The 23090-nt window shown below is 55.3% G+C and carries 20 protein-coding genes and 1 tRNA gene; 12 read left to right on the forward strand and 9 right to left on the reverse strand.

The genetic code is table 11. From position 1 onward, the window contains the following. The 4 genes from ftsH (at window position 1) to CHR62_RS02995 (ending at window position 4984) form a co-directional block, all read left to right on the forward strand. Window positions 1-1926 carry an ATP-dependent zinc metalloprotease FtsH gene (gene ftsH, locus CHR62_RS02980; protein WP_093970631.1) on the forward strand — a complete coding sequence of 642 codons (1926 nt, stop codon included), beginning with the start codon at window positions 1-3 and terminating at the stop codon, window positions 1924-1926. A gap of 27 nt (window positions 1927-1953) precedes the next feature. Next, on the forward strand, window positions 1954-2793 hold the full coding sequence (folP, locus tag CHR62_RS02985) for a dihydropteroate synthase (protein WP_093970632.1): 840 nt from the start codon (window positions 1954-1956) through the stop codon (window positions 2791-2793). Further along, window positions 2790-4139 carry a phosphoglucosamine mutase gene (glmM, locus tag CHR62_RS02990; protein ID WP_123659991.1) on the forward strand — a complete coding sequence of 450 codons (1350 nt, stop codon included), beginning with the start codon at window positions 2790-2792 and terminating at the stop codon, window positions 4137-4139. Before folP ends, glmM begins: the two co-directional genes overlap by 4 nt. 65 nt (window positions 4140-4204) lie before the next feature. Next, window positions 4205-4984: a GNAT family N-acetyltransferase gene (locus CHR62_RS02995; RefSeq protein ID WP_093970634.1), complete on the forward strand. Its 780-nt coding sequence runs from the start codon at window positions 4205-4207 to the stop codon at window positions 4982-4984. Window positions 4985-5101: 117 nt separating this feature from the next. Here the strand turns inward: CHR62_RS02995 and CHR62_RS03000 are convergent, their stop codons facing one another. Continuing rightward, the gene (locus tag CHR62_RS03000; RefSeq protein WP_093970635.1) at window positions 5102-6583 is read right to left on the reverse strand and encodes a Ppx/GppA phosphatase family protein; all 1482 of its coding nucleotides are present in this window, start codon (window positions 6581-6583) and stop codon (window positions 5102-5104) included. Between the two features lie 207 nt (window positions 6584-6790). Here CHR62_RS03000 and ppk1 point away from each other — a divergent pair, with 207 nt between their 5' ends. The 5 genes from ppk1 to pstB all read left to right on the forward strand — a co-directional run bounded on the left by ppk1 (window position 6791) and on the right by pstB (window position 12768). Next, entirely contained in the window at window positions 6791-8875 is a 2085-nt protein-coding gene (ppk1, locus tag CHR62_RS03005) for a polyphosphate kinase 1 (RefSeq protein WP_123659992.1), read from the forward strand. A 103-nt stretch (window positions 8876-8978) separates the two neighbouring features. Next, window positions 8979-10022 (forward strand): phosphate ABC transporter substrate-binding protein PstS, encoded by a 1044-nt coding sequence (pstS, locus tag CHR62_RS03010; protein WP_093970637.1) that lies wholly within the window; start codon window positions 8979-8981, stop codon window positions 10020-10022. A gap of 139 nt (window positions 10023-10161) precedes the next feature. Further along, window positions 10162-11100 (forward strand): phosphate ABC transporter permease subunit PstC, encoded by a 939-nt coding sequence (gene pstC / locus CHR62_RS03015; protein WP_093970638.1) that lies wholly within the window; start codon window positions 10162-10164, stop codon window positions 11098-11100. Window positions 11101-11127: 27 nt separating this feature from the next. After that, complete coding sequence (gene pstA, locus CHR62_RS03020) at window positions 11128-11988, forward strand: phosphate ABC transporter permease PstA (protein WP_093970639.1); 861 nt, start codon at window positions 11128-11130, stop codon at window positions 11986-11988. A 3-nt stretch (window positions 11989-11991) separates the two neighbouring features. Continuing rightward, the gene (pstB, locus tag CHR62_RS03025) at window positions 11992-12768 is read left to right on the forward strand and encodes a phosphate ABC transporter ATP-binding protein PstB (RefSeq protein WP_093970640.1); all 777 of its coding nucleotides are present in this window, start codon (window positions 11992-11994) and stop codon (window positions 12766-12768) included. Window positions 12769-12842: 74 nt separating this feature from the next. Here pstB and CHR62_RS03030 read toward each other — a convergent pair whose 3' ends face one another. The 5 genes from CHR62_RS03030 to CHR62_RS03050 all read right to left on the reverse strand — a co-directional run bounded on the left by CHR62_RS03030 (window position 12843) and on the right by CHR62_RS03050 (window position 17563). Further along, window positions 12843-13709 (reverse strand): alpha/beta hydrolase, encoded by an 867-nt coding sequence (locus CHR62_RS03030; protein WP_123659993.1) that lies wholly within the window; start codon window positions 13707-13709, stop codon window positions 12843-12845. A gap of 263 nt (window positions 13710-13972) precedes the next feature. Continuing rightward, window positions 13973-14743 carry an ABC transporter permease gene (locus tag CHR62_RS03035; protein WP_093970642.1) on the reverse strand — a complete coding sequence of 257 codons (771 nt, stop codon included), beginning with the start codon at window positions 14741-14743 and terminating at the stop codon, window positions 13973-13975. Next, on the reverse strand, window positions 14744-15529 hold the full coding sequence (locus CHR62_RS03040; RefSeq protein ID WP_093970643.1) for an ABC transporter ATP-binding protein: 786 nt from the start codon (window positions 15527-15529) through the stop codon (window positions 14744-14746). Between the two features lie 33 nt (window positions 15530-15562). Further along, entirely contained in the window at window positions 15563-16570 is a 1008-nt protein-coding gene (locus tag CHR62_RS03045) for an ABC transporter substrate-binding protein (protein WP_123659994.1), read from the reverse strand. Window positions 16571-16762: 192 nt separating this feature from the next. After that, window positions 16763-17563: a metallophosphoesterase gene (locus tag CHR62_RS03050; protein WP_093970645.1), complete on the reverse strand. Its 801-nt coding sequence runs from the start codon at window positions 17561-17563 to the stop codon at window positions 16763-16765. Window positions 17564-17682: 119 nt separating this feature from the next. Here CHR62_RS03050 and CHR62_RS03055 point away from each other — a divergent pair, with 119 nt between their 5' ends. Then, complete coding sequence (locus tag CHR62_RS03055) at window positions 17683-18015, forward strand: multidrug efflux SMR transporter (RefSeq protein ID WP_093970828.1); 333 nt, start codon at window positions 17683-17685, stop codon at window positions 18013-18015. A 25-nt stretch (window positions 18016-18040) separates the two neighbouring features. On the opposite strand, the gene CHR62_RS03060 is transcribed toward CHR62_RS03055, so the two are convergent. From CHR62_RS03060 to CHR62_RS03070, 3 genes are all read right to left on the reverse strand, one after another. After that, complete coding sequence (locus tag CHR62_RS03060; RefSeq protein WP_123659995.1) at window positions 18041-18829, reverse strand: HpcH/HpaI aldolase/citrate lyase family protein; 789 nt, start codon at window positions 18827-18829, stop codon at window positions 18041-18043. Window positions 18830-18965: 136 nt separating this feature from the next. After that, window positions 18966-19042, reverse strand: a tRNA-Pro gene (locus tag CHR62_RS03065). Window positions 19043-19095: 53 nt separating this feature from the next. After that, window positions 19096-20988 (reverse strand): LTA synthase family protein, encoded by a 1893-nt coding sequence (locus CHR62_RS03070; protein WP_123659996.1) that lies wholly within the window; start codon window positions 20986-20988, stop codon window positions 19096-19098. 102 nt (window positions 20989-21090) lie between these two features. Between CHR62_RS03070 and CHR62_RS03075 the strand changes: the two genes are divergently transcribed. Both CHR62_RS03075 and CHR62_RS03080 read left to right on the forward strand, forming a co-directional pair. Next, entirely contained in the window at window positions 21091-21579 is a 489-nt protein-coding gene (locus CHR62_RS03075; RefSeq protein ID WP_093970648.1) for a MarR family winged helix-turn-helix transcriptional regulator, read from the forward strand. A gap of 255 nt (window positions 21580-21834) precedes the next feature. Beyond that, complete coding sequence (locus CHR62_RS03080) at window positions 21835-23043, forward strand: ABC transporter substrate-binding protein (protein WP_093970649.1); 1209 nt, start codon at window positions 21835-21837, stop codon at window positions 23041-23043. Window positions 23044-23090 lie beyond the last annotated feature (47 nt).

The raw sequence follows: 23090 nt of genomic DNA on the forward strand, positions 1-23090 counted from the left end.
TTGAACAACTCGTTTTCCAAAGTAGCGATCTGGATGGTGATTGCGCTGGTGTTGTTTACTGTTTTTAAACAGTTCGACGGCCGGCCTGCCACCAGCGATTCCGTGACCTACACTCAGTTCATGGATGAAGCGCGCGCGGGGCGCATTTCCAAAGTCGACATCCAGGGCGACACCATTTTCGTTACGCCCGATTCCGGCCGACCCTATAGCCTGACGTCTCCTGGCGACCTCTGGATGGTTCCAGAACTGGTCAAGGCTGGCGTACAGGTGTCTGGCAAAGCTCGCGAAGAGCCCTCGTTCTTGACCAGTGTGTTCATTTCCTGGTTCCCCATGCTGTTGCTTATCGGGGTCTGGGTCTTCTTCATGCGTCAAATGCAAGGCGGCGGCAAGGGCGGGGCTTTTAGTTTTGGTAAGTCGCGTGCTCGCATGCTCGACGAAAACACCAATAACATCACGTTTGCCGATGTCGCCGGGTGCGACGAGGCCAAAGAAGACGTCAAAGAATTGGTCGACTTCCTGCGTGACCCCACAAAGTTTCAGCGCCTGGGTGGTCGTATTCCCCGTGGCGTGTTGCTGGTAGGCAACCCCGGTACAGGTAAAACCTTGCTTGCCAAGGCTATTGCTGGCGAAGCCAAAGTACCGTTTTTCAGTATTTCTGGCTCCGACTTCGTCGAAATGTTTGTTGGGGTGGGCGCTGCCCGCGTCCGCGACATGTTCGAAAACGCCAAAAAGCAGGCACCTTGCATTATCTTCATCGACGAAATCGATGCGGTCGGCCGTCAACGCGGTGCAGGCCTGGGTGGCGGCAACGACGAGCGCGAGCAAACCCTGAACCAGTTGCTGGTTGAAATGGACGGCTTCGAAACAGGCCAGGGCGTCATCGTTATTGCGGCGACTAACCGCCCCGACGTCCTCGACCCCGCCTTGCTGCGTCCCGGCCGTTTCGACCGCCAGGTGGTCGTGGGCTTGCCTGATATTCGTGGTCGCGAGCAAATTCTTAAAGTGCATATGCGCAAAGTACCGTTGGCGTCCAATGTAGATGCTATGGTCCTGGCGCGCGGTACGCCCGGGTTTTCGGGTGCCGACCTGGCCAATCTGGTCAACGAGGCTGCCTTGTTCGCTGCGCGCCGTAGTGGCCGCACTGTCGATATGCAAGACTTCGAGAAAGCCAAAGACAAAATTATCATGGGTGCCGAGCGCCGTGGTTTGGTCATGCCCGAAGAAGAGCGTCGCAATACGGCTTATCACGAGTCCGGTCACGCACTGGTCGCGCGTTGCTTGCCTAAAACTGATCCTGTCCACAAGGTCACCATCATTCCGCGTGGCCGTGCCCTGGGCGTTACCATGCAGTTGCCCGAAAGCGATCGCTACAGTATGGACAAAGAGCGTTTGCTCAATATGATCGCGGTTCTGTTTGGCGGTCGTATCGCTGAAGAGGTCTTCATGAATCAAATGACGACCGGCGCGTCCAACGACTTCGAGCGTGCCACGGCCATTGCCCGCGACATCGTTACCCGTTACGGCATGACCGATACGCTCGGGCCTATGGTGTACGCCGAGAACGAGGGCGAGGTCTTCTTGGGCCGCAGCGTGACCAAAACCACGCATATGTCCGAGTCCACCATGCAAAAGGTCGACCAGGAAATCCGCGCCATCATCGACCAGCAGTACACGGTTGCCCGCAACCTCATCGAAAGCAATCGCGACAAAATGGAAGCGATGGCCAAGGCGCTGCTCGACTGGGAAACCATCGACGCTGACCAGATCAACGACATCATGGAAGGTCGTCCTCCCCGTCCTCCCAAAGACCTCGATGATCTGTCTTCTTCGGGTGGTGCATCAAGCGGTGGCACACCCTCCGAAGGCGTCTCGTCATCCGACGGAAAAGACAAGGGCGCTGCCGATACCGCTGCAACGCCTGTGTAATTCACTTTATCGCCGCGTGCTCCCTACATGACGCAACGTCTCCAATGCGGGCGCTTCGAACTGACCTTCGAGCGCCCGCTTGTCATGGGTATCCTTAACGTTACCCCCGACTCCTTTTCCGATGGCGCCCTGCATTTTGCAACCGAAGATGCCATTGCTCACGCGCGTCAGCTCATTGCCGACGGCGCGGACATTATCGATATTGGTGCCGAGTCTACCCGGCCGGGCGCACAACCTGTCGAAGCCGACGAAGAGTTGTCGCGCCTGTTACCTGTCATCGAGGCGTTACGGCCGCTGGGCGTGCCCCTTTCCGTCGACACGTTCAAGCCCGATGTCATGCGCTGCGTCATCGATGCGGGCGCCGACATGATCAACGATATATTTGGCTTTCGGCAGCCTGGTGCGATTCAGGCGGTCGCGGGGTCGCAGTGCGGGTTGTGTGTCATGCATATGCAGGGTGAGCCCCGCACGATGCAGCAAGCCCCCAGTTATATCGACGTCGTTGCCGAGGTACGTGCGTTTTTGAACGAGCGGGTGCAGGCCCTGCGGGCCGGTGGTGTGGCCGCTTCTCGAATTTTGCTCGACCCAGGTTTCGGTTTTGGTAAAACAGCAGCTCAAAATTACCAGTTGCTTAAGCAACTTCACGATTTACAATTCGACGATTATCCTTGGTTGGTGGCGCTGTCCCGCAAGTCCATGATTGGTCATGTGACCGGGCGTCCGGCGCACGAGCGTCTGGGCGGCAGTGTGGCAGGTGCCCTTGCCGGGGTAATGCGGGGTGCAGCCATGGTGCGTGTTCACGACGTTGCGCCCACCCTCGATGCCATCAAGGTCTGGCAAACAATAGAAAATGGAATAGAAGAATGAGTCAGCGCAAGTATTTTGGCACAGACGGGATACGCGGGGTTGTTGGTGGTGCCACCATCAACCCCGAGTTTGCCTTGCGATTAGGTTATGCAGCGGGTCAGGTGTTGGCCAGGCATCACACGCACGGGCGCGGCCGGCCTACGGTGGTTATTGGCAAAGACACGCGTATTTCAGGCTATATGCTCGAGTCGGCACTCGAAGCCGGGCTCTCGGGGGCCGGTGTCGACGTCTTGTTGGCCGGGCCAGTGCCTACGCCGGCTGTGGCTTACCTTACGCGGGCCCTGCGTCTGACGGCGGGTATCGTCATCAGTGCGTCGCACAACCCTTATCAAGACAATGGCATCAAGTTTTTCTCGGCACAGGGCATGAAGTTGCCTGACGATATCGAGTCTGAAATCGAATCGGCAATCGATGCGCCGCTTGGGTGTGTGTCATCCGAGGCCCTGGGCCGTGCCCGTCGCATCGACGACGCGGCAGGGCGGTATATCGAGTTTTGCAAAAGCACCTTTCCCAACGAGCTCGACCTTTCGGGCATGAAAATCGTGGTCGATGCGGCGCACGGTGCGGCGTATCACATCGCTCCCCATGTGTTCCGCGAACTGGGCGCTGAGGTCATTGCCATTGGCTGTCAGCCCGATGGTTTCAATATCAACGAGGGTGTTGGCGCATTGCACCCCGAAAATCTGGCGCAGACGGTTCGCGAGCACGGCGCTGATCTGGGTATCGCACTAGACGGCGATGCCGATCGACTGCAGATGGTTGACCGCGAAGGCCGCGTTTACAACGGCGACGAACTGCTTTACGTGATTGTGGCCGGGCGTCACAAGGCGCATGCGGTCGAGGGCGTCGTCGGCACGCTGATGACCAATTTTGGTTTCGAAAAGCGTATGGCCGATATGGGTATTGGCTTTGCGCGTGCCAATGTGGGCGATCGCTATGTGCTTGAGCTCATGAAGCAGAAGGGTTGGCTGTATGGTGGCGAAAGTTCGGGACATTTGTTGTGTCTCGATTGCCACACGACAGGCGATGGCATTATTGCCGCGCTGCAAGTGCTGACTGCCTTGCGCCGTTCAGGTCATACGCTCCCGCAACTGGTTGCCGACCTGAAAATGTACCCGCAAAAAATGGTGAATGTGGCGCTAACGCCCGGTTTGCAATGGCAAACTCATCAAGGTTTGCAGCACGCACGCGAAGCCGTCGAGGCGCGTTTGGGAAATCGTGGGCGGGTTTTAATCCGTGCTTCGGGTACCGAACCCAAGCTACGCTTGATGGTCGAGGCTGAAGAGGCTGACTTGGCTGAGCAATGTGTGCGAGAATTGGTTGCAGTTAATTTAACAAAGCAGTAACGTAATTGGCGAATACTTGAAACATTACCCGGTCATAATCGCTGCATGTTTGTGGAGTAATGTCTATGCTCGAGCTTGTGCGTGTTAACGCAAACGTCGATACCACTGCTGTATGGTCAGCTCCGGCTGAAAGCCTTGTCATGGGTTTGGCGCGTACCAACGAAGAACTCGAGGCCATACAGCGCCTAAGGTTTAACGTGTTCACCGAAGAAATGAACGCGGTTTTCCCTGATGCTGTCGATGGTCTTGACGCCGATCGCTATGATCCATGGTGTGAACATGTCATGGTCAAAGAGGCTAATTCCGGTCGCGTGGTTGGCACCTACAGATTTTTGTCGCCCGCCAACGTGGCCAAAGCCGGTGGGTATTACTCTGAGTCCGAGTTCGATATCAGTGCTTTGCAAGGGCTGCGCTCGAACATGGCCGAAGTCGGTCGTTCGTGTATTCATGCCGATTACCGGAACGGCTCGGTCATTATGTTGCTCTGGTCTGGTATTGCTACCCTGGTCAAGCAGCATGGCCTTCGGTACGTGCTGGGGTGTGCCAGTGTTAGTCTGCGCGACGACGGCGTTACGGCTGCCGAAGTCTGGCGTTCGGCTAAAAAAGAACTCGATGCAGCGCCCGAGATGCCGCGAGTCATTCCCCGTCATCGCTACCCGGTTGAGCGTCTCAACAGCGAGCTTCCTGCCCGCGTGCCTCCGCTTATCAAGGGGTATTTGAAACTGGGCGCCACTATTTGCGGCGAACCTGCCTGGGACCCCGACTTCAACACAGCCGACTTCCCTGTGTTGCTCGATATGACCCGCATGGACGATCGCTACCGTAAGCATTTTGGTCTGGCTTAGTCGCTAACCGATTACTGCAGACAGCGTCGTTAACAATGCAAAAAGCCTGTCGGCATACCGGCAGGCTTTTTGCATTGGCTGGCGCTGCTTTACGCTGCGCTTATTTTTGGGTGGCGTTTATTCCAGAACGACGTTAAAGCCTGTTTTTACCCATTCGGTTACTTCGTTTTCAAGTGAATAGGCCGTGAGCGAATGATTGGCCATCCAAACTTTGTTGGTAATGATGCGCAGGCTGTTGTCGTCGAGTTCGATACGCATGGGCAGGCGCTGCAGGCTTTCGCGGCGGCGCATGAGTAGCACCGCAAGGCGCAGGCAGAGCAGCGCAGCCCATTGGTTACGTGTTGGCTTGCGCGATTTAAGCTTGCCCAGTTTGCCCAGGTGTCCAAGCACCAACCACGATAGTGCGGCTTGTTCGTCGTTTGAAAACCCAGGCATATCGGCGTGTTCTAGGATATACGCGCTGTGCTTGTGATAGTGGTCGGCGGTGATGGAAAAGCCGATCTCGTGAAGTTCGGCGGCCCAGCCCAGTGATTTTTGCAGGTCTTCTTTTTGTTGCGGGTCGATGTTCAGGGGTTCGAACAGTTTGAGCGCAGCCTGGCGGACGCGCGATGCTTGCGCAGTGTCGACATGGTAGCGGCGCATGAACTGTTTCGAGGTTTCGTCGCGTTTGTCGTGCGCGGACTCTCGCCCCAGCAGGTCGTAAAGCACGCCTACCCGCAAGGCCCCTTCGCCAGACCACATGCTTTCGATTTTAAGCTCGTGGAAGGCCGCCAGCATGATGGCCAGGCCGCCGGCCAAGACGTTGGCCCTGGACGCTTTGAGCCCAGGTAGTTGGTCGACCACAACCTTGCCATCTGAGACCAGCTTGGCGCGTAGTTTTTCGAGCCCTTCCAGCGTGATACCCTGGCGTGACATGTTTGAGTCGGTCAGGACCGCGAACAATGCCTTGGCAGTGCCGGAAGAGCCGTAGGCTTCTTGCCAACCTGTTTTGCGAAATTTGCGAGAGATGGTTTCAAGCTCGCGCCGGGCGGCAATTTGCGCGCGATCCATGCGGTCGGCGGTAATTTTGCCATCTGGGAAAAAACGCTGCGTGTAGCTGACGCAGCCCATGAGCAGCGACGACAGTTGCAGGGGTTCAAACCCGCATCCGATGATGAATTCGGTTGAGCCGCCGCCAATGTCGATGACCAGGCGGCGATTTTGCGAGGGGGGGAGTTCGTTGGCCACCCCAGAAAAGATAAGCCGGGCTTCTTCCTGGCCTGCAATGACTTCGATGGGAAACCCCAGCGCCTCTTCGGCGAGGGGCAATAACACATTGGCGTTTTTGGCGACCCTGAAGGTGCTGGTGGCGACGGCACGTACGCGGTCGGGATGGAAGCCGTCCAGACGTTCGCCATAGCGGCGTAAGACGGTAATGGCCCGGGCGATTGATGCATCGTCGAGGATGTCGTCGGGCCCCAGGCCGGCAGCCAGCTGTACTGACTCTTTCAGCCTGTCGACAGCGTAGATATGGGCTATGTCGTCTTGCTGGACGACGCGGCCAATAGAAAGCCGGAAGCTGTTGGAGCCGAGATCGACGGCGGCAAGTAGGTGGTCCATTCGTGGTTATCCGTTGTGTGGCTCCTGGATTATAAATTCTGTTTGGGCTCAAACCGGCGGCGGGTGCAAAGGTTTATTGTGTCGCGGCGTTGTCATCGGTCAAGTCGGCACGGGGTAACGGCTTGAATGTACCGTTGCAGGTTGTCATAATCCTGTCAAGAAACTGACGTATAAGTCTGGCAGCCCCCCTTGTAACCTGGATTCCGTATGCCTTCGATTGTCCCGTTAAATGGTGATCAGCCCACTCTGCTGAATCGTGAGTTGTCTTTGCTGAAGTTCAACGAGCGTGTTCTGGCCATGGCCGACTACGCCACTACTCCGCTAATCGAACGTTTACGTTATGTTTGCATCGTCAGTTCGAACCTTGACGAGTTTTTCGAAATACGGATTTCCAGTCTTAAAGAGCAAATGGCCCGCAATGCCAATGTGGTGGGGCCCGATGGCTATAAGCCAACGGAAGCCTTCGAGCGCATTCAGGTTGCCGCCCGGGGGTTGATCGAGCGTCAGTACCATCTGTTGACTACCGAAATTTTGCCGGCCTTGGCCAAAGAGGGCATTACGCTGTCCGACCCTCACCACTGGACAGACGAGCAACGGATGTGGGCGCACAATGTTTTCATGCGCGACGTCATGCCGTTGCTCACGCCGATTGGTCTGGATCCGGCGCATCCGTTTCCCCGGGTGTTTAATAAAAGTCTGAACTTTATTGTGTCGTTGTCCGGCGAAGACGCATTTCGCCGTCAGGGGCAAATTGCTATCGTGCAGGCGCCTCGCGCTTTGCCGCGCGTCATGCGCGTACCGCCCGAAATTTCCGGGGTGCAGCACGGGTTCATCCTGCTCTCTACGCTTATTTCAGAGTTTGTGGGCGAACTGTTCCCAGGGCTTGAGGTAGGGGGCTGTTATCAGTGGCGAGTTACGCGCAACAGCGACCTGTTTGTCGACGAAGAAGAAATCACCAACCTGCGTCTGGCATTGCAGGGCGAGTTGTCGCAGCGCAATTTCGGGGCGGCAGTGCGCCTTGAAGTCGATCACGTGATGCCGCAAAAGCTTATCAACTTCCTGCAGCAAGAGTTTTCTCTCGAGCCGCACGATACCTATCGTGTGAACGGGCCGGTCAATCTGTCGCGTCTTATGCAGGTATGCAGCGCAGTCGATCGTCCCGACCTGCAGTTCTCCGAGTATCGGCCCAAAGTACCCGAGCCCTTTGCCCATTTGCATAACGACCCGGCGGGCGTGTTCGACGCTATCAGCGTCAAAGACCACTTGCTACACCATCCCTATCAGTCATTTCAGCCTGTACTCGATTTTTTAATTGCCGCAGCGCGTGATCCCGATGTTGTCGCCATCAAGCAAACCATTTACCGTACCGGCGAAGACTCCGAGTTGATGGCGGTGCTGTTGGCCGCTGCCAAGGCCGGTAAAGAGGTCACGGTAGTCGTTGAGTTGATGGCGCGTTTCGATGAGCAAACCAATATCAACTGGGCCGCCCGCCTCGAAGAGGTTGGGGCGCACGTCAGTTACGGCGTCGTTGGTCATAAAACGCACGCCAAAATGGCACTGGTGCTGCGACGTGAAAAGGGGCATATCAGGCGCTATGGCCACCTGGGCACGGGTAACTATCATGTGCGTACGTCGCGTCTGTACACAGACTTTGGGTTGCTGACGGCTAACCAGCGGATGTGCGAAGACATGGATAAGGTGTTTTCGTTGCTTACCGGGCTGGGCGCGCGCCGACCGCTCAAGTTGCTGCTGCAGTCGCCGTTTACATTACACGACACGGTGGTTGAATTTATTCGCCAAGAGGCCGAAAACGCCCGCGCGGGTAAAAAGGCCCGGGTCATGGCAAAAATGAATTCGTTGCTCGAACCCCGAGTGATCGACGAACTGTACAAAGCCAGTCAGGCCGGCGTAAAGGTTGACCTGGTTATCCGTGGCGCCTGCGCATTGCGTGCCGGGGTGCCCGGGTTATCTGAAAACATCCGGCTTCGGTCAATCGTCGGACGCTATCTCGAACATTCTCGTGTATTTTATTTTCATGCCAACGGCGAAGAAAAGGTCTATTTGTCGTCCGCCGACTGGATGGATCGCAATTTTTTCCGCCGTGTCGAAGTGGGGTTCCCCATCCTGGACAAAGCCCTTAAAAAACGGGTTATTACCGAGGCCTTTACCTGGGCGCTGCGCGACAACGTGCTGGCGTGGCGTGCCCAGCCCGACGGGTCGTACCTGCGCGTCAAGTCGCGTGCCAGCCGTATAAACATGCAAGAAAAGCTCATGGCATTGCTGGGGCATTAAAAAAACGGTCGCTGTCACGAACATGTCATATTGGGCTCGTACGATATCGACTGTGCAAGTTGTTGCATGTGTCAATTCTTAAACAGTCCAAGAGGATCACTCGATGTTTAAACGCGTTTTATTGCAAGTTTCCGTTGGTATCGCCTTTGGCGCCGCCTCGCTGGCCGCCCACGCTGCCGATATCACAGGCGCTGGTGCTTCGTTCCCGTACCCCATTTATGCCAAATGGGCAGCCAAGTACCAAGAGGTAACCGGCAATCGTGTTAACTACCAGTCCATTGGTTCGGGTGGTGGTCAACAGCAAATTATTGCCAAGACCGTAGACTTCGGTGCCTCCGACGATCCAATGAAGGCCGATCTGCTCGAGAAGCACGGTTTGTTCCAGTTCCCCGCGATTATTGGCGGTACGGTGCCCGTCATCAACGTTGACGGCGTTAAGCCTGGCGAACTCAAGCTGACGCCTCAGGTTTTGGCTGACATTTTCCTGGCTAAAATCACCAAATGGGACGACGAAGCCATCAAGAAAATCAACCCCGACGTTAAATTGCCTTCGGCTTCTATCGTTGTGGTACACCGTTCCGACGGTTCGGGCACGACATTTGGCTGGACAAACTATTTGTCCAAAGTATCGGCCGAATGGAAAGAAAAAGTTGGCGAAGGCAAAGCCGTTAAATGGCCTACCGGTCAGGGTGGTAAGGGTAACGAAGGCGTTGCCGCCTATGTTCGCCAGTTGAAGAACTCGATAGGTTATGTTGAGTACGCTTACGCCAAGCAAAATAACCTGTCCTGGACAGCGCTGCAAAATAAAGACGGCAAGTTTGTACAGCCCTCGCAAGAAGCGTTTGCCGCTGCAGCAGCTAACGCCGACTGGAAGAGTGCGCCTGGCATGGGCGTTGTCCTGACTGATGAACCTGGCGCTGAGTCCTGGCCCGTTACCTCGGCTTCGTTCATTCTGGTTCACAAAGCTCAAGACAAGCCCGAAAACGCCAAAGAAGTCCTGACATTCTTCAATTGGGCCTTCGAAAACGGCGCGAGCATGGCTGCAGAGCTCGACTACGTGCCTATGCCCAAAGCGGTTACAGACCAAATTCTGGCCGGCTGGAAAACAGATATCAAAGCAGCTGATGGCTCTGCTATCTGGAAGTAAATTTTGGGTGTAACGCGTTGATCGTGTGACTCAAACCTGACGGACGGTGTCGCAGTACCTGCGGCACCGTCTTTATCGTGTGTAAATATTGGTCATTTGGCGCCTCGCCGCCAAAGGTCGTAATCGGCTAGAAACAAACATGGCAAACAGAACCGGCACCTTGATGGATATTGCGTTCAAAAACCTGACACGCACATTTGCTTTTTTGGTTTTCATCCTGCTGGCTGCAATCATGGTGTCGCTGATTTACGGCAGCCAGGAATCCATCGCAAAGTACGGCATCAGCTTCTTGTGGACCAATGAATGGAACCCGGTTGAAGACCAGTACGGGGCATTGGTACCTATTGTCGGTACGTTGCTCAGCTCGGTAATTGCGCTGGTTATTGCTGTGCCTATTTCTTTCGGGATCGCGATGTTCCTGACTGAACTGTCGCCCACCTGGTTGCGTCGCCCTTTGGGTACCGCCATTGAAATGTTGGCCGCTATCCCTTCGATTATTTACGGGATGTGGGGCCTGTTTGTTTTTGTGCCCCTGTTCCAGGAGTTCATTCAACCCGGCCTGATTTCGTTCTTCGAACCTATCCCTGTCCTGAACCAGTTTTTTGCGGGCCCTCCGTTTGGTATTGGTGTGTTTACCGCCGGGCTCGTGCTGTCCATCATGATCATCCCGTTTATTGCGGCGGTGATGCGCGATGTGTTTGAACTGGTGCCGCCATTGCTCAAAGAGTCGGCATATGGCCTAGGGGGGACCACCTGGGAAGTTGTCTGGAAGGTGGTGTTGCCGTTCACCAAAAATGGCGTGGTCGGCGGCATTATGCTGGGCCTGGGGCGTGCCCTGGGTGAAACCATGGCAATTACCTTTGTTATTGGTAACTCGTACAACCTGCCCAGTTCCATTTTCTCGCCCTCTAATTCAATTGCGTCAGCATTGGCTAACGAGTTCAACGAAGCCGGTGGGATGCAAAAGTCTGCATTGCTCGAGTTGGGGCTGATTCTGTTCCTGATCACGACCGTTGTGCTGGCATTGTCAAAAATGATGCTGCTGCGTCTGGGTAAGAACGAAGGAACGGCGCACTAACGCCCAACGAATACGAGAGAAACCTTAATGTTTAATTCTGACTCCATCGTTACTGTCGACAACCCGGTTTACCGCAAGCGCCGGGTATTCAACAAGATCATGCTGGTGCTGTCGATGGCTGCGCTGCTTTTCGGCCTGTTCTGGTTGTTCTGGATCATCGGCACGCTGGTATTCAAGGGGGGCAGTGCCTTGTCACTGACGCTCTTTACCGAGCCCACGCCCGCGCCCCGTGCGGTAGGTGGACTGCTGAATGCCATTGTTGGCAGCGTGATGATGGCCACTGTGGGTACGCTGATCGGTACACCGATTGGCGTTCTGGCCGGTACTTATTTGGCCGAGTATGGCCAGCGGGGCTGGCTGGCGCCGGCAACGCGTTTTCTTAATGACGTCTTGCTGTCAGCGCCTTCCATCATTATTGGCTTGTTCATTTATGCCGTATATGTGGCGCAGGTGGGCCACTATTCAGGTTGGGCCGGGGCCGTCGCGCTGGCGATCATCGTTATCCCGGTTGTGGTGCGCTCTACCGACAACATGTTGTCGTTGGTGCCTAATAGCTTGCGCGAAGCCGCAGCAGCCCTGGGTTGCCCGCAATGGAAAATCATTTCATTCATTTGCTACCGCGCAGCGCGCTCGGGCATTGTGACCGGTATTTTGCTTGCGGTGGCCCGTATTTCGGGTGAAACGGCGCCGTTGCTGTTTACCGCCCTGAACAACCAGTTCCTGTCGTTCAACATGAACGCGCCCATGGCGAACTTGCCCGTTGTCATTTTCCAGTTTGCGGCCAGCCCGTTTTCTGACTGGAACGAACTGGCCTGGGCCGGTGCCGTACTTATTACTTTGCTTGTGTTGGGTATCAATATCCTTGCGCGTGCGCTTTTCCGGAAATAAATCATGAACAGCAATGTCTCTGACGAGCGCGTGAAGCTCGAAGTCAAGAACCTGAATTTTTACTACGGCAAGTTCCACGCCATTCGCGATGTCAATATGTCGATTCGCGAGAACAAGGTGACAGCGTTTATTGGCCCATCGGGGTGTGGCAAATCTACGCTGTTGCGAACATTCAACCGTATGTTCGAGCTGTATCCCGGCCAGCGGGCCGAAGGCGAAATTTTGCTGGGTGGCGAGAACATCCTGATGTCCAAAATGGACATTTCCCTGATTCGCGCCAAAATCGGCATGGTGTTCCAGAAGCCAACGCCGTTTCCCATGAGCATTTACGAGAACATTGCCTTTGGTGTGCGCCTCTTCGAAAAGCTCAGCAAGGGCGAAATGGACGAGCGGGTGGAATGGGCGCTGACTAAAGCCGCCTTATGGAACGAAGTGAAAGACAAGTTGCAGCAAAGCGGCAATAGCTTGTCGGGTGGGCAACAGCAGCGTTTGTGTATTGCGCGCGGTGTGGCCATCAAGCCCGAAGTGTTGTTGCTCGACGAGCCATGTTCGGCGCTTGACCCGATTTCAACGGCCAAAATCGAAGAGTTGATTACCGAGTTGAAAACCGATTACACCGTGGTTATCGTAACGCACAACATGCAGCAGGCCGCGCGTTGCTCTGACTACACCGCCTACATGTATCTGGGCGAACTGATGGAGTTCGGTGAAACGGACAGCATCTTCGTCAAGCCGCAGCGCAAAGAAACCGAAGACTATATTACCGGTCGTTTCGGTTAAGGTATACGAAACGGCCCTGTCGCGTCGTATGTGACAGGGCCGTTTTCATTGTGCTCAGGTGGTCAGGCCTGGTTTCAGCGAGAAGCCGTTACAGCGTTAATAAACGTTGTGACGGCTTCGTCGTATCCGGTTGCCCGGCTTGCGCCGGAGTGTGATGCGAGCTCGAACTTGACCAGGCGGCTGGCGGGGTGCGATGCGGGTTTTATTGCCTCGAACAGTCGGTCGCTCATGCCATGAGGGACGACGCTGTCGCCAGTGCCGTGCATGATCAGGGTAGGCAGGCGTTGCCGCGTCAGCGCCCTTTCTGTGTCAAATGGTTGGGTGACCAACCATTCAAGCCCGGGTATGTCTGCCCACTGACTGGTCTCAATCATGTCTTTGATATTGGTAAATGTCGACTCCAGAATCAGCCCTGCGATGGGCGGGCGTTCAGACTGTGCAGTCGCGATGGCGGCGATTGCGCCACCCAGACTATGTCCGTACACAAAACGCTGAGTTGGGTCGGGCTGCAGGCGGGCAAGTTCGTTGATAGCGGCTAACGCATCTTCGACGGCGCTGCTTTGTGAGGGCAGGCGAGGGGTGGATTCACCGAACCCTCGGTAATCAATGGCTAATATGGCATAGCCCATGTCCAGCCAGCGCTCGATTCTGAAGACGCTACTGTTCAAGTTCCAGCGCGACCCATGCAAGTACAGCACAGTGGGTGCGTCAGCGGACTTCCCCGCAACGTACCACGCATGGATCTTTTCTTTATTTGGTGTTTCGAGGAAGTAGGCCTGCGTTCCTGCCGGGGCTTCGCGCGCCCAGCGCGCTTCACCCAGTTCAACCGAAAAAATGGTGGCGCGTTGCCAGCGATCGAGTGCGGTGTAGCCGGCGGCAACCGCCACCACGAGCAAAAGACCAATGAGATACAGCAGGCGTCGTCTGAAACGTATGGGCATGTCTGGGTATTAAGAAAATGAGTGCTTTATACAAGACTGCCTGGCGTTGGAAAAGTTCGCCCGATGGGCGCGTACGATTGGGTCGTACGGAAGGTTTGATATTTGTGAGGTGAGTGACTGGGCATGCGGATGCCGGCCCGGCTTTGGATATAAAAACACCCCGGAAACCTTGATGCGGTTTGCGGGGTGAGTATGGGTGGCGTTTGCTGCTTTTTTGACAGCCGCGCCGTTGGTGGTGTGACGATGCTTATAGCACCTTGGATTTAACGGTTTTGACCGCGGAACGCCCAACCTGTAAAACGCTGTTCGACCAGCGCTGTAGCCACGTACAAAACAATACCCAGGAAAGCCAGCACCAGCAGGCCGGCAAATACGATTTGTACCTGGAAGGCGGCCTGAGCATCGAGCATGAGTTTCCCAATGCCTTTGTTGGCCCCGACGGTTTCAGATACAACCGCGCCTACAAACGCCAGCGTGATGGCTACCTTTAGCGAACCGAAAAAGTACGGTAACGCCCCTGGGATGCCGACTTTGCGCATGATGTCGAGCTTGGAGGCGCCAAGGGCGCGCAATACGTCTTCGAGCTCGGGGTTTGTGGTGGCCAGGCCGGTTGCGACGTTGACCACAATGGGAAAGAACGAAATGAGAAAGGCCGTAATGATGGCGGGAATTTCGCCCAAGCCGAACCACAAGATAAGAATGGGTACGACGGCGACTTTAGGCACCGAGTTAAAGCCCACCAGCACAGGGTAGATAGCCGAGTAGATGTTTTTATGCCAGCCCACGGCAATGCCCAGAAGCAGTCCGCCAATGGTGGCCAGTAAAAAACCGACCAAGGTTGTCCAGAGGGTGACCCAGGAGTTTTCGGCGATGGGCACGCGGTATTGCCACAACGCGATGAAAATGTCGGAGGGTGCCGGCAAAATGGTTAGTGGAATGGCGAAGCCTTTGCAGATCACTTCCCAGACAACAAACAAAATGATGGTAAATGCCAGTGGCGGCAAGACGTTTTGAAGAATTTCGTTGCGCTGCATTTAGTGTTTCCCCCCGATCATTGACCGTAGTTCGTGGACAATGTCCTGGAATTCCTGGGTGTAGGTCACGTCGAGGTCGCGTGGGCGCGGGATATTGACCTCGCATTTTTTAACAACCTTGCCCGGGCGGTCGGACATCACGTAAACCGTGTCGGCCAGGAAAACGGCTTCGCGCAAATCGTGTGTTACCAGCATGACAGTGACTTGCCGTTGGGCCTGGATGTCGCGCAGGGCGCACCAGAGCTCTTCGCGGGTGAAGGCGTCGAGCGCCCCGAAGGGCTCGTCGAGCATGAGGATTTCGGGTTCGTGAATGAGCGCGCGGCAAATGGAGGCACGCTGTTGCATGCCCCCTGAAAGTTGCCAGGGGAATTTCTCGGTAAACCCCTTGAGCCCGACGGAATGCAGCAGATCTTCGGCCTTCTTTTTGTACTCGGCCCGGTTGGATGAGATTTTGCTGCGATACGGTTGAACGATTTCAAGGGGCAGCAATATATTGTCGACGCAGGTGCGCCAGGGCAACAGGTTGCTGGCCTGAAAAGCCATACCGACCGACTTCAGTGGGCCGTTGACGGGCTTGCCTTCGACAGCCAGCTTGCCCGACAGCGGCGCATGCAGACCTGAAATCAGTTTCATGAGCGAGCTTTTGCCGCAGCCTGACGGGCCGACCACGGCAATGAATTCGCCTTTGCGGATTGATAATGTGACTTCTTGTATGGCCAGAACGGCGGCTTCGCCTTTGCCATACGCCATAGATACATTATCGAGTTCAACCAACATTTCCGTCATGGGGACTCCTGTGAAACCAGTTGTTGTTATGAATTACTTGACCATGCGCTGATCAAGCGGCGGCAGGAACTCGTTGGTGAAGACGTCTGATACTTTGGGCTTGTTGGTGTACTTGAATGTCAGGCCGATCTGGTCGATAGCTTTTTCGAAGCGTGCAGTGTCAACATCACCCAGCCCGTTTTTAAGTACGTCGGGCGACACAAAGTTACGCTCGAGCGACATTTTGAGGCGCTGTAGCTCGACATCACGGTTGGCAATGGCATTGCGCTTCATGAGCGCATCAATCGCCGACTCTGGGTCTTTGATGGTTTCTTGAATACCTTTGATGGTGGCTTTGACGAACCCGGCGACTGCTTTCGGGTTGTTTTTGGCAAAGTCGGGGTTGGCCATGAGGGCATTGCCGTATAGGTCGACGCCAAAGTCACGCATGAGCAAGACCACGATGTCTTCGTCTTTGACGCCGTTGGCTTTAAGGTTCATGTACGACGAAAACCAGAAGCCGGTAATGGCGTCGACTCTGCCTTGCGCCAGCATGGGCTCGCGCACCGGGAAGCCGATGTTCTCGATTTTGACTTTTGAAGCATCGATGTTGTTTGCGGCGACGAAGATTGGCCACTGGGCGTACGCACCGTCTGGGGCGGGGGCGCCCAATGTTTTACCTTCGAGGTCTTTCGGCTTGCTGATGCCTTTGTCTTTAAGGGTAACGATAGAAAACGCCGGCGTGTCGTACACCATCATGACCGCCTTGACCGGCGGGTTTTGCGTGTTGTCGCGGTACTTGACCAGCGAGTTGATGTCGGCAAAGCCCATTTGGTAGGTGCCGGTGGCGACGCGATTGATGGGCTCGACTGAGCTGGCGCCCGGATCAATGGTGACATCGAGCCCTTCGGCCTTGTAATAGCCTTTGTCGAGCGCCACAAAATAGGGCGCGGCGGGGCCTTCAAAGCGCCAGTCGAGCGCGAAACGCACAGCCGTTTGTGCCATGGCGGCACTTGAGCTTAAGGCAATGGCTGCTGAAAGGATGAGTCGGGAAACGCGCATACTTACCTCCGGTAGTGGAACGCCGGCTAAATGGCCGGCGCGTCGAACAAGGTCATTGAACGGGTGCGTAGCTGGCTAATTTCTTATGCGTGCGCTTGAACAATTTTTATATTGATCAGGCTGACTCAATAGTATTCAAATCCATTACAACTTAGCCCTTAGTAGTTTCCCGATAAATCGGGCTTTTTAGGCCTAAAGTGTCAGACAATAAAAGGAATTAAAGTCATTATTCTCTTGCGTGCCGTCTGGATTACCTACGCCGCGGGGGTTGGTGACTACGCGTGTACCTTGTTTTTCGGTGCCTATCCGGTAATCGAAAGAGTCATGCGAGTGTCCGTGAATACATAACATCGGCGGTGCTGCCAGAATGAGGCTTTCGAGGTCGCTGATGAAGCCGCCATTAGAGGCTTGGCCTGCCCACTTTGGGTGTATAGAGCCGGGTGAGATGCCATGATGGGTGACCAGAACTGTCTTTTCGTTGCGGGCATGTAAAGAGGCCAGCGTGGCGCTGATCCAGCGTCGTGCCAGGTGGTGGGCCGTGAACTGATGCTCGGGTGTTAAAGGTTCGGGTGAGCTTGGCGCTTCGCGATATTGCGTATGGATGAAGTCGGGCGAGAACTTCAGGCACGCGGCCAGGCAGTCTGGGTCGAGATCGTAAAAGTCGGTCCAGAGTGTGGTGCCGGCAAAGGTGATGTCGTCAATTTTGATTGTTGTGTTTTCAAGTACATGCAGGTTGGCGGGCAATTGCCATTGACGCAGCGTTTTCCGGCTGTCCGGGAAGTCGCCTTCGTAGTATTCGTGGTTGCCCATGACGTAAATCACATGGGAAAAACGCGCCGCCGCGTTACGCAGGAACGGTTCAAGGATTTCGCGTTGGCTAATTTGCCCGATGTCGCCGGCCAGGACCAGTGTCGACGTGTTGTCATCGGGGAGCGGCGGGATTTCGAAAGGGCAGTATTCAAGATGAAGATCTGACAAAATACGCAGTTTCATGACGGTACCTCGGCGAGTTTCAAAGGCGGGGTGCGGCAAGCGGGCTCAATGCGCTGCGACCGTTGCCGGCAACCGTAATCGGTTTTTTTGTCATTATGGGCGCAACACAGGAAACTTTCATGCACAACTGGATCTATCTGCTGTTGGCCATCGTGGCCGAAACCGTTGCAACCTCGGCATTAAAGGCCAGCAATGGTTTTACGCAGCTTTGGCCTTCAGTCGTTACGGTCGTAGGCTACGCCATTGCGTTTTATTTGTTGGCGCTGACTTTGCGTACCATTCCGGTGGGGGTGGCCTATGCTATTTGGTCTGGGCTGGGAATTGTTCTAATTACCGGTGTGGGGTGGGTGGTATTCAAGCAAACGCTCGACGCGCCGGCGCTGATCGGTATCGGGCTGATACTGGCCGGGGTGATTGTGATGAATGTATTTTCGAAGTCGGGCGCGCACTGACACTGAAATGCGCGGCCACGTGCAGCTACAGGTTCTGGCGGGCCGTTGCGGCCAGCTGTACCGCTGCGTTGCGCAAAAGAGCGGTATCGGCACCCAAGGCCATGAAGCATGCACCTGCTGCGCGATAAGCAGCTACTTGTCCTGGGTTGCCGCAAAATAACCCGGCGGCGGTGCCTTGTTGGTTAATGCGGCTTAGGGCTAATGTAATTGTGTTTTGAACGTCGGGGTGTTGCGCGTTGCCTAAATGACCTAGCGCTGCAGCAAGGTCGGATGGCCCGATAAACACACCGTCTACGCCATCAACCGCGCAAATCGCCTCGAGGTTATCCAGCCCCTGAATCGACTCGATTTGTACGACCAGGCAAGTATTGCTCTCGGCGTGCTTAACGTAGTCGGTAACGGCGTTCCAACGGGCTCCGCGCTCGAGCCCTGTTCCAACGCCTCGTGTACCCCGAGGGGGGTAATGCAAAGCCTGCACTAATTGTTCGGCCTGTGCTGCGGTATCTACCATAGGCGCCAGAATGGTTTGTACGCCCATGCCTAACAATTGCTTTAGGGTCGCGGGGTTGTGATCAACCGGGCGAACCAGTGCCTGCGTCGGGTAGGGTGCCATGGCTTGCAGTTGGGCTTGCACTGTAGGCATGTCGTTAATGCCGTGTTCGCAATCGATCAGTAAAAAATCAAAACCGCATGTCGCGAGTATTTCGGCGCTGACCGGGTTGTTCAGCCCCATAAACATGCCCACTTGGGGGCGATGGCTGTGCAGGGCGTGTTTGAAGGTGTTGACGAGCGGAGCAAGCTGGGCGGAGGACATGAGGCACTCGGAAAACGACAGAGGCCTTAATTATGTCATGGCCGGTTGGGCTCGTGCCTGACGCAGGCACGACTGGCGTGTGCAAAAACAAAAAGGGCTGATGCTTTTGGCATCAACCCTTTTTGCTTAAAAATGGTGGTCGGGGCGGCGGGATTCGAACTCGCGACCCTCTGGTCCCAAACCAGATGCGCTACCAGGCTGCGCTACGCCCCGACAAGACCGCAATTATGACACATTCAAAAGACTTTGTGCAAATTTTTGCGTGTTTATTGTTTAACCATTAAATGCGGCAGTGTGTACTGCCCTTGCTTGTATACCTGGTTGGGCCAAAGGGCATGCGCCAGGGCTTCGCGATGCAGTGCTTCATCGAGCGGTTGGGGCGCGTAAGTGTCGCCGCCGCTATACGTGAACTGGCTGGCCGGGCGGTGCGGTTCGAGGACAACCAGTTGGTTGTCTTTGAGGTAACCGTAGTTTTCGCTAAATTGCATCATGGCACGGCCTCCTGTGCGTGGCTGATTCAGATCTTGGCCGATCATGGGGTGGTCGAGGTTGACGCCCGCTAGCGATAACAATGTGGGGGCCAGGTCGATCTGGCTCACCAGGCGGTCATCTTGTTTGGGCGCGATGGTGCCGCCCAGGAAAAGCGCCGGGATATGAAAGTGTTTAAGGGGTATCAGGCTCATGCCGCCAACACGCGCATCGTGGTCGGCTGCAATAAGAAAAACGGTGTTGTCCCAGTAGGCGCTTTGACGGGCCTTTTCGAAAAACTGGCCGATGGCCCAGTCTGCGTATCGAATGGTGTTGTCGACTGTGGCAGGGTCGCCATCGGGAACAATCCGGCCTTGGGGGTATTCCCACGGTGAATGGTTGCTGACGGAAAAGGCCAGTGTGAATGTGGGTGATTCAGACGGCGTGCTTAGATGACGGTGCAGTTCGTTGAACATGTCTTCGTCGCTAGCGCCCCAGGTACCCACAAAGGCGGGGTTCTGGAAGTGTTCGCGTTCGATGATTCTGTCGAACCCGTTGCCCAAAAAGAAGCTTTTCATGTTGTCGAAGTGGGCCTCGCCGCCATAAATGAACGTGCTTGAGTACCCTTGCAGGCGTAGTGCCTGAGCCAGCGTGAAAAAACGTGATTGCGCGCCGGGTAGACGAAGGGCGGCATCGGAAACCGTTGGGGGGAAGCCGGCCGACAAGGCTTCGAGACCGCGGACTGAGCGGGTGCCGGTGGCATAGGTGCGCGTCAGATTCCAGGCTTGTCTCGATAGCGCATCGAGCTGTGGAGTGAGGCCTTGGCCTTTCAGGTAGCCCGTGAACTGCGCGCCCAGACTTTCTTCGACGATGATGACAATGTTAAGAGGCTGTGTGTGCGTATGCGCGGCCGTCTGGTGATGCAGTGTTGGAATGCTGGGGGTTGTATTTTCTATGCCCGCACATTCGCGTACAACAGCGCTCACCTCGTCGGCAGACATGTTGCCGTATACATCGGCTGCGGAGCGTTCGTTTTTCTTGCTGTAAATGGCGTAAATAACGCTGTACAGCGAATTGAGCGGCAGCGTGTTGAGCATGCTGTCGCCGCAGTAAGCTACGCTGGACGGGTTGATGGGCCGGTGTTTAAGGGTGCCGCGAATGGCCAGAAACACAATGACGGCAGTGACCAGCGAAAGCACGATGGCTTGCCACCAGACGACGGGGGTGTCGGGGGCTACCTGCCCGAACAAGACGTGCCCGCCCCAGCCGAACAGAGCCAATGTCCCAACACCGCCAAAAATTACCGGCTTGTAGCCCTTCCAGAGCATGCCGAATACTTCTTTTGGGTGTTGCAGGTATTGCACGTAAAGGCGGTCGGGTCGGGTGTCGTACTCATACACAAATTGTGGTGTTGACACTTCAAGTAGCACGAGCAGCAGCCAGGAAAACTGCAGCCAGAAACCCGTGATGTCGACGAACAAGGGGGAGTGGCCCAGCCAGGGTGCAAGCAGGGCAGGAATGCCGACCAGAACCGCAATTTGGTGCGCATCGATGCGTAAACCGCCAAGCATGATGGGGGCCAGCCCGCCGTTAAGGCGGACACGCTGCCATTGCCAAAGCGACAAGCACAGGCGGCTGGTCGACAGTAGCAGGAAGCTGGCGGCGATAAATATAAGGGTTTGTTCCTGCATACTTTTGGGTGCTTACGCTCGAAAATTTACCTTGCGTAATATATAGTGCGTAGGGCTAAGCGCATAGTGTTTTCACGTCTCATTAACAAAATAGAGCCTGTAATGTCTGATAACCACACCCGCAAACCCGCATCACCGTCCGGTGAGCCGCAATACGACTTTTCCCAGCAGGTGGGGCATTTGCTTAGGCGGGCCTATCAGCGCCATACGGCGTTGTTCCAGCAAATCATCCCTGACACCCAACTTACCGCAGCCCAATTCGTGGTGTTGTGTGCGGTGCGCGACTGCGGCGCGTGCTCGCTTAGCGAAATCGTCAAACGTACAGCGATCGATCAGGCCACCGTGCGGGGTGTTATCGATCGCCTCAAGTCACGCAAGCTGCTGGGCGTTCGTCACGACGACGCCGACCGCCGCAAGGTGTTGGTCAGTCTCACGCCGGCCGGCCTTAATCTGGTTGACAGCATGGTGCCGTTTGCTTTCGACATTACCGAAAAGACATTTGCCGGGTTTAATCCCGCCGAAAAGCTGGCGCTAGTGTACCTGTTGAACAAAATGTGTGAGTCAGATGCCGCAGACTCGTCTGGCAATTAAGCGTATGCGCTTTAATGGTTCATCTTCGCACCACGTTGCTACGGATTCGATCCTGCATTGTGCGCTGCGGTAAATATTTAGGTGGATTAGGCACCTATCGCAGTTTGATTTGCTTTTATAGTCAAGGGTTTATCCCTAGTAAAAACAGTCTTGTGGCTGAAAACTTAGGTGTGTACACTTGAAAGGTGCTATTACTCTTGCAATAGCGTTTTGCCGATATCCACCCGGCAAGGCGCGCCACATAGGAAACTAACAATGAAAGGCATGAAATTTTATTCATCGCTGCTGGGCCTGGCGCTCGGCGCGGCGGTAAGTACATCCGCCCTGGCTCAAGATGTTATTAAAATCGGCGAACTGAACAGCTATAAAACACAGCCGGCCTTCCTGGGGCCCTACAAAAACGGCATGGATCTGGCCATTAGCCAAATCAACGAATCCGGCGGCCTGCTGGGCAAAAAAGTCGAACTGATCATCCGCGACGATAACTCCAATACGGGCGATGCAGTTCGTGCCGCCGAAGAGCTCATTTCGCGCGACAAGGTCGACGTCCTGACCGGTACGTTCCTTTCGCACATTGGCTTGGCGGTTACCGACTTTGCCAAACAAAAGCAACGTTTCTTCTTGGCCAGCGAGCCGCTTACCGACAAAATCGTCTGGGGTGACGGCAACCGCTACACCTTCCGTCTTCGTACTTCAACTTACATGCAGGTGGCCATGCTGGTCCCCGAAGCGGTCAAGTTGAACAAAAAGCGTTGGGCGGTGGTTTACCCCAACTACGAGTACGGTCAATCGGCCGTCAATACCTTCAAAACGCTCATGAAGGCCGCCCAGCCCGATATCGAGTTCGTGGCCGAGCAGGCTTCGCCGTTGGGTAAGGTTGATGCTGGTAGCGTTATCCAGGCCTTGTCCGATGCCAAAGCCGATGCAGTCTTCAACGTGCTTTTTGCTGCCGACCTGGCCAAGCTGGTACGTGCCGGTTCGCAGCGTAACTACTTCGACAACGTGCCTGTAGTCAGCCTGCTGACTGGCGAACCCGAGTACCTCGACCCGTTGGGTAACGAGACGCCCGAGGGCTGGATCGTGACCGGTTACCCTTGGTACGCTATCGATACGCCCGAGCACAAGGCTTTCCTTGAGGCTTACCAGGCCAAGTTCAACGACTATCCTCGTTTGGGTACAGTAGTTGGCTACGCTGCAATCATGTCTCTGGCCGAGGGCATCAAGAAGGCCGGCTCGACCGATACCGAGGCGCTGATCAAAGCCTTCCGTGGTCTTGAGCTCATGTCGCCGTTTGGCCCCATTACCTACCGTCCGCAAGATCATCAGTCGACCATGGGTATTTATGTGGGTAAATTGGCCAAGAAAGATGGCAAAGGCATCATGACCGACTTCGTCTATGTTGACGGTAAAAGTGTTCAGCCTTCCGACGAGCAGGTAAAAGAGTGGCGTAAGGCTGCTGAGTAAAGCAATGCAACAAACCTCTGTCACCTGTTCCGGTGGCAGAGGTTTTT

The sequence above is a fragment of the Pusillimonas sp. NJUB218 genome (assembly GCF_003788685.1).
In the GTDB taxonomy this organism is placed as follows: domain Bacteria; phylum Pseudomonadota; class Gammaproteobacteria; order Burkholderiales; family Burkholderiaceae_B; genus Neopusillimonas.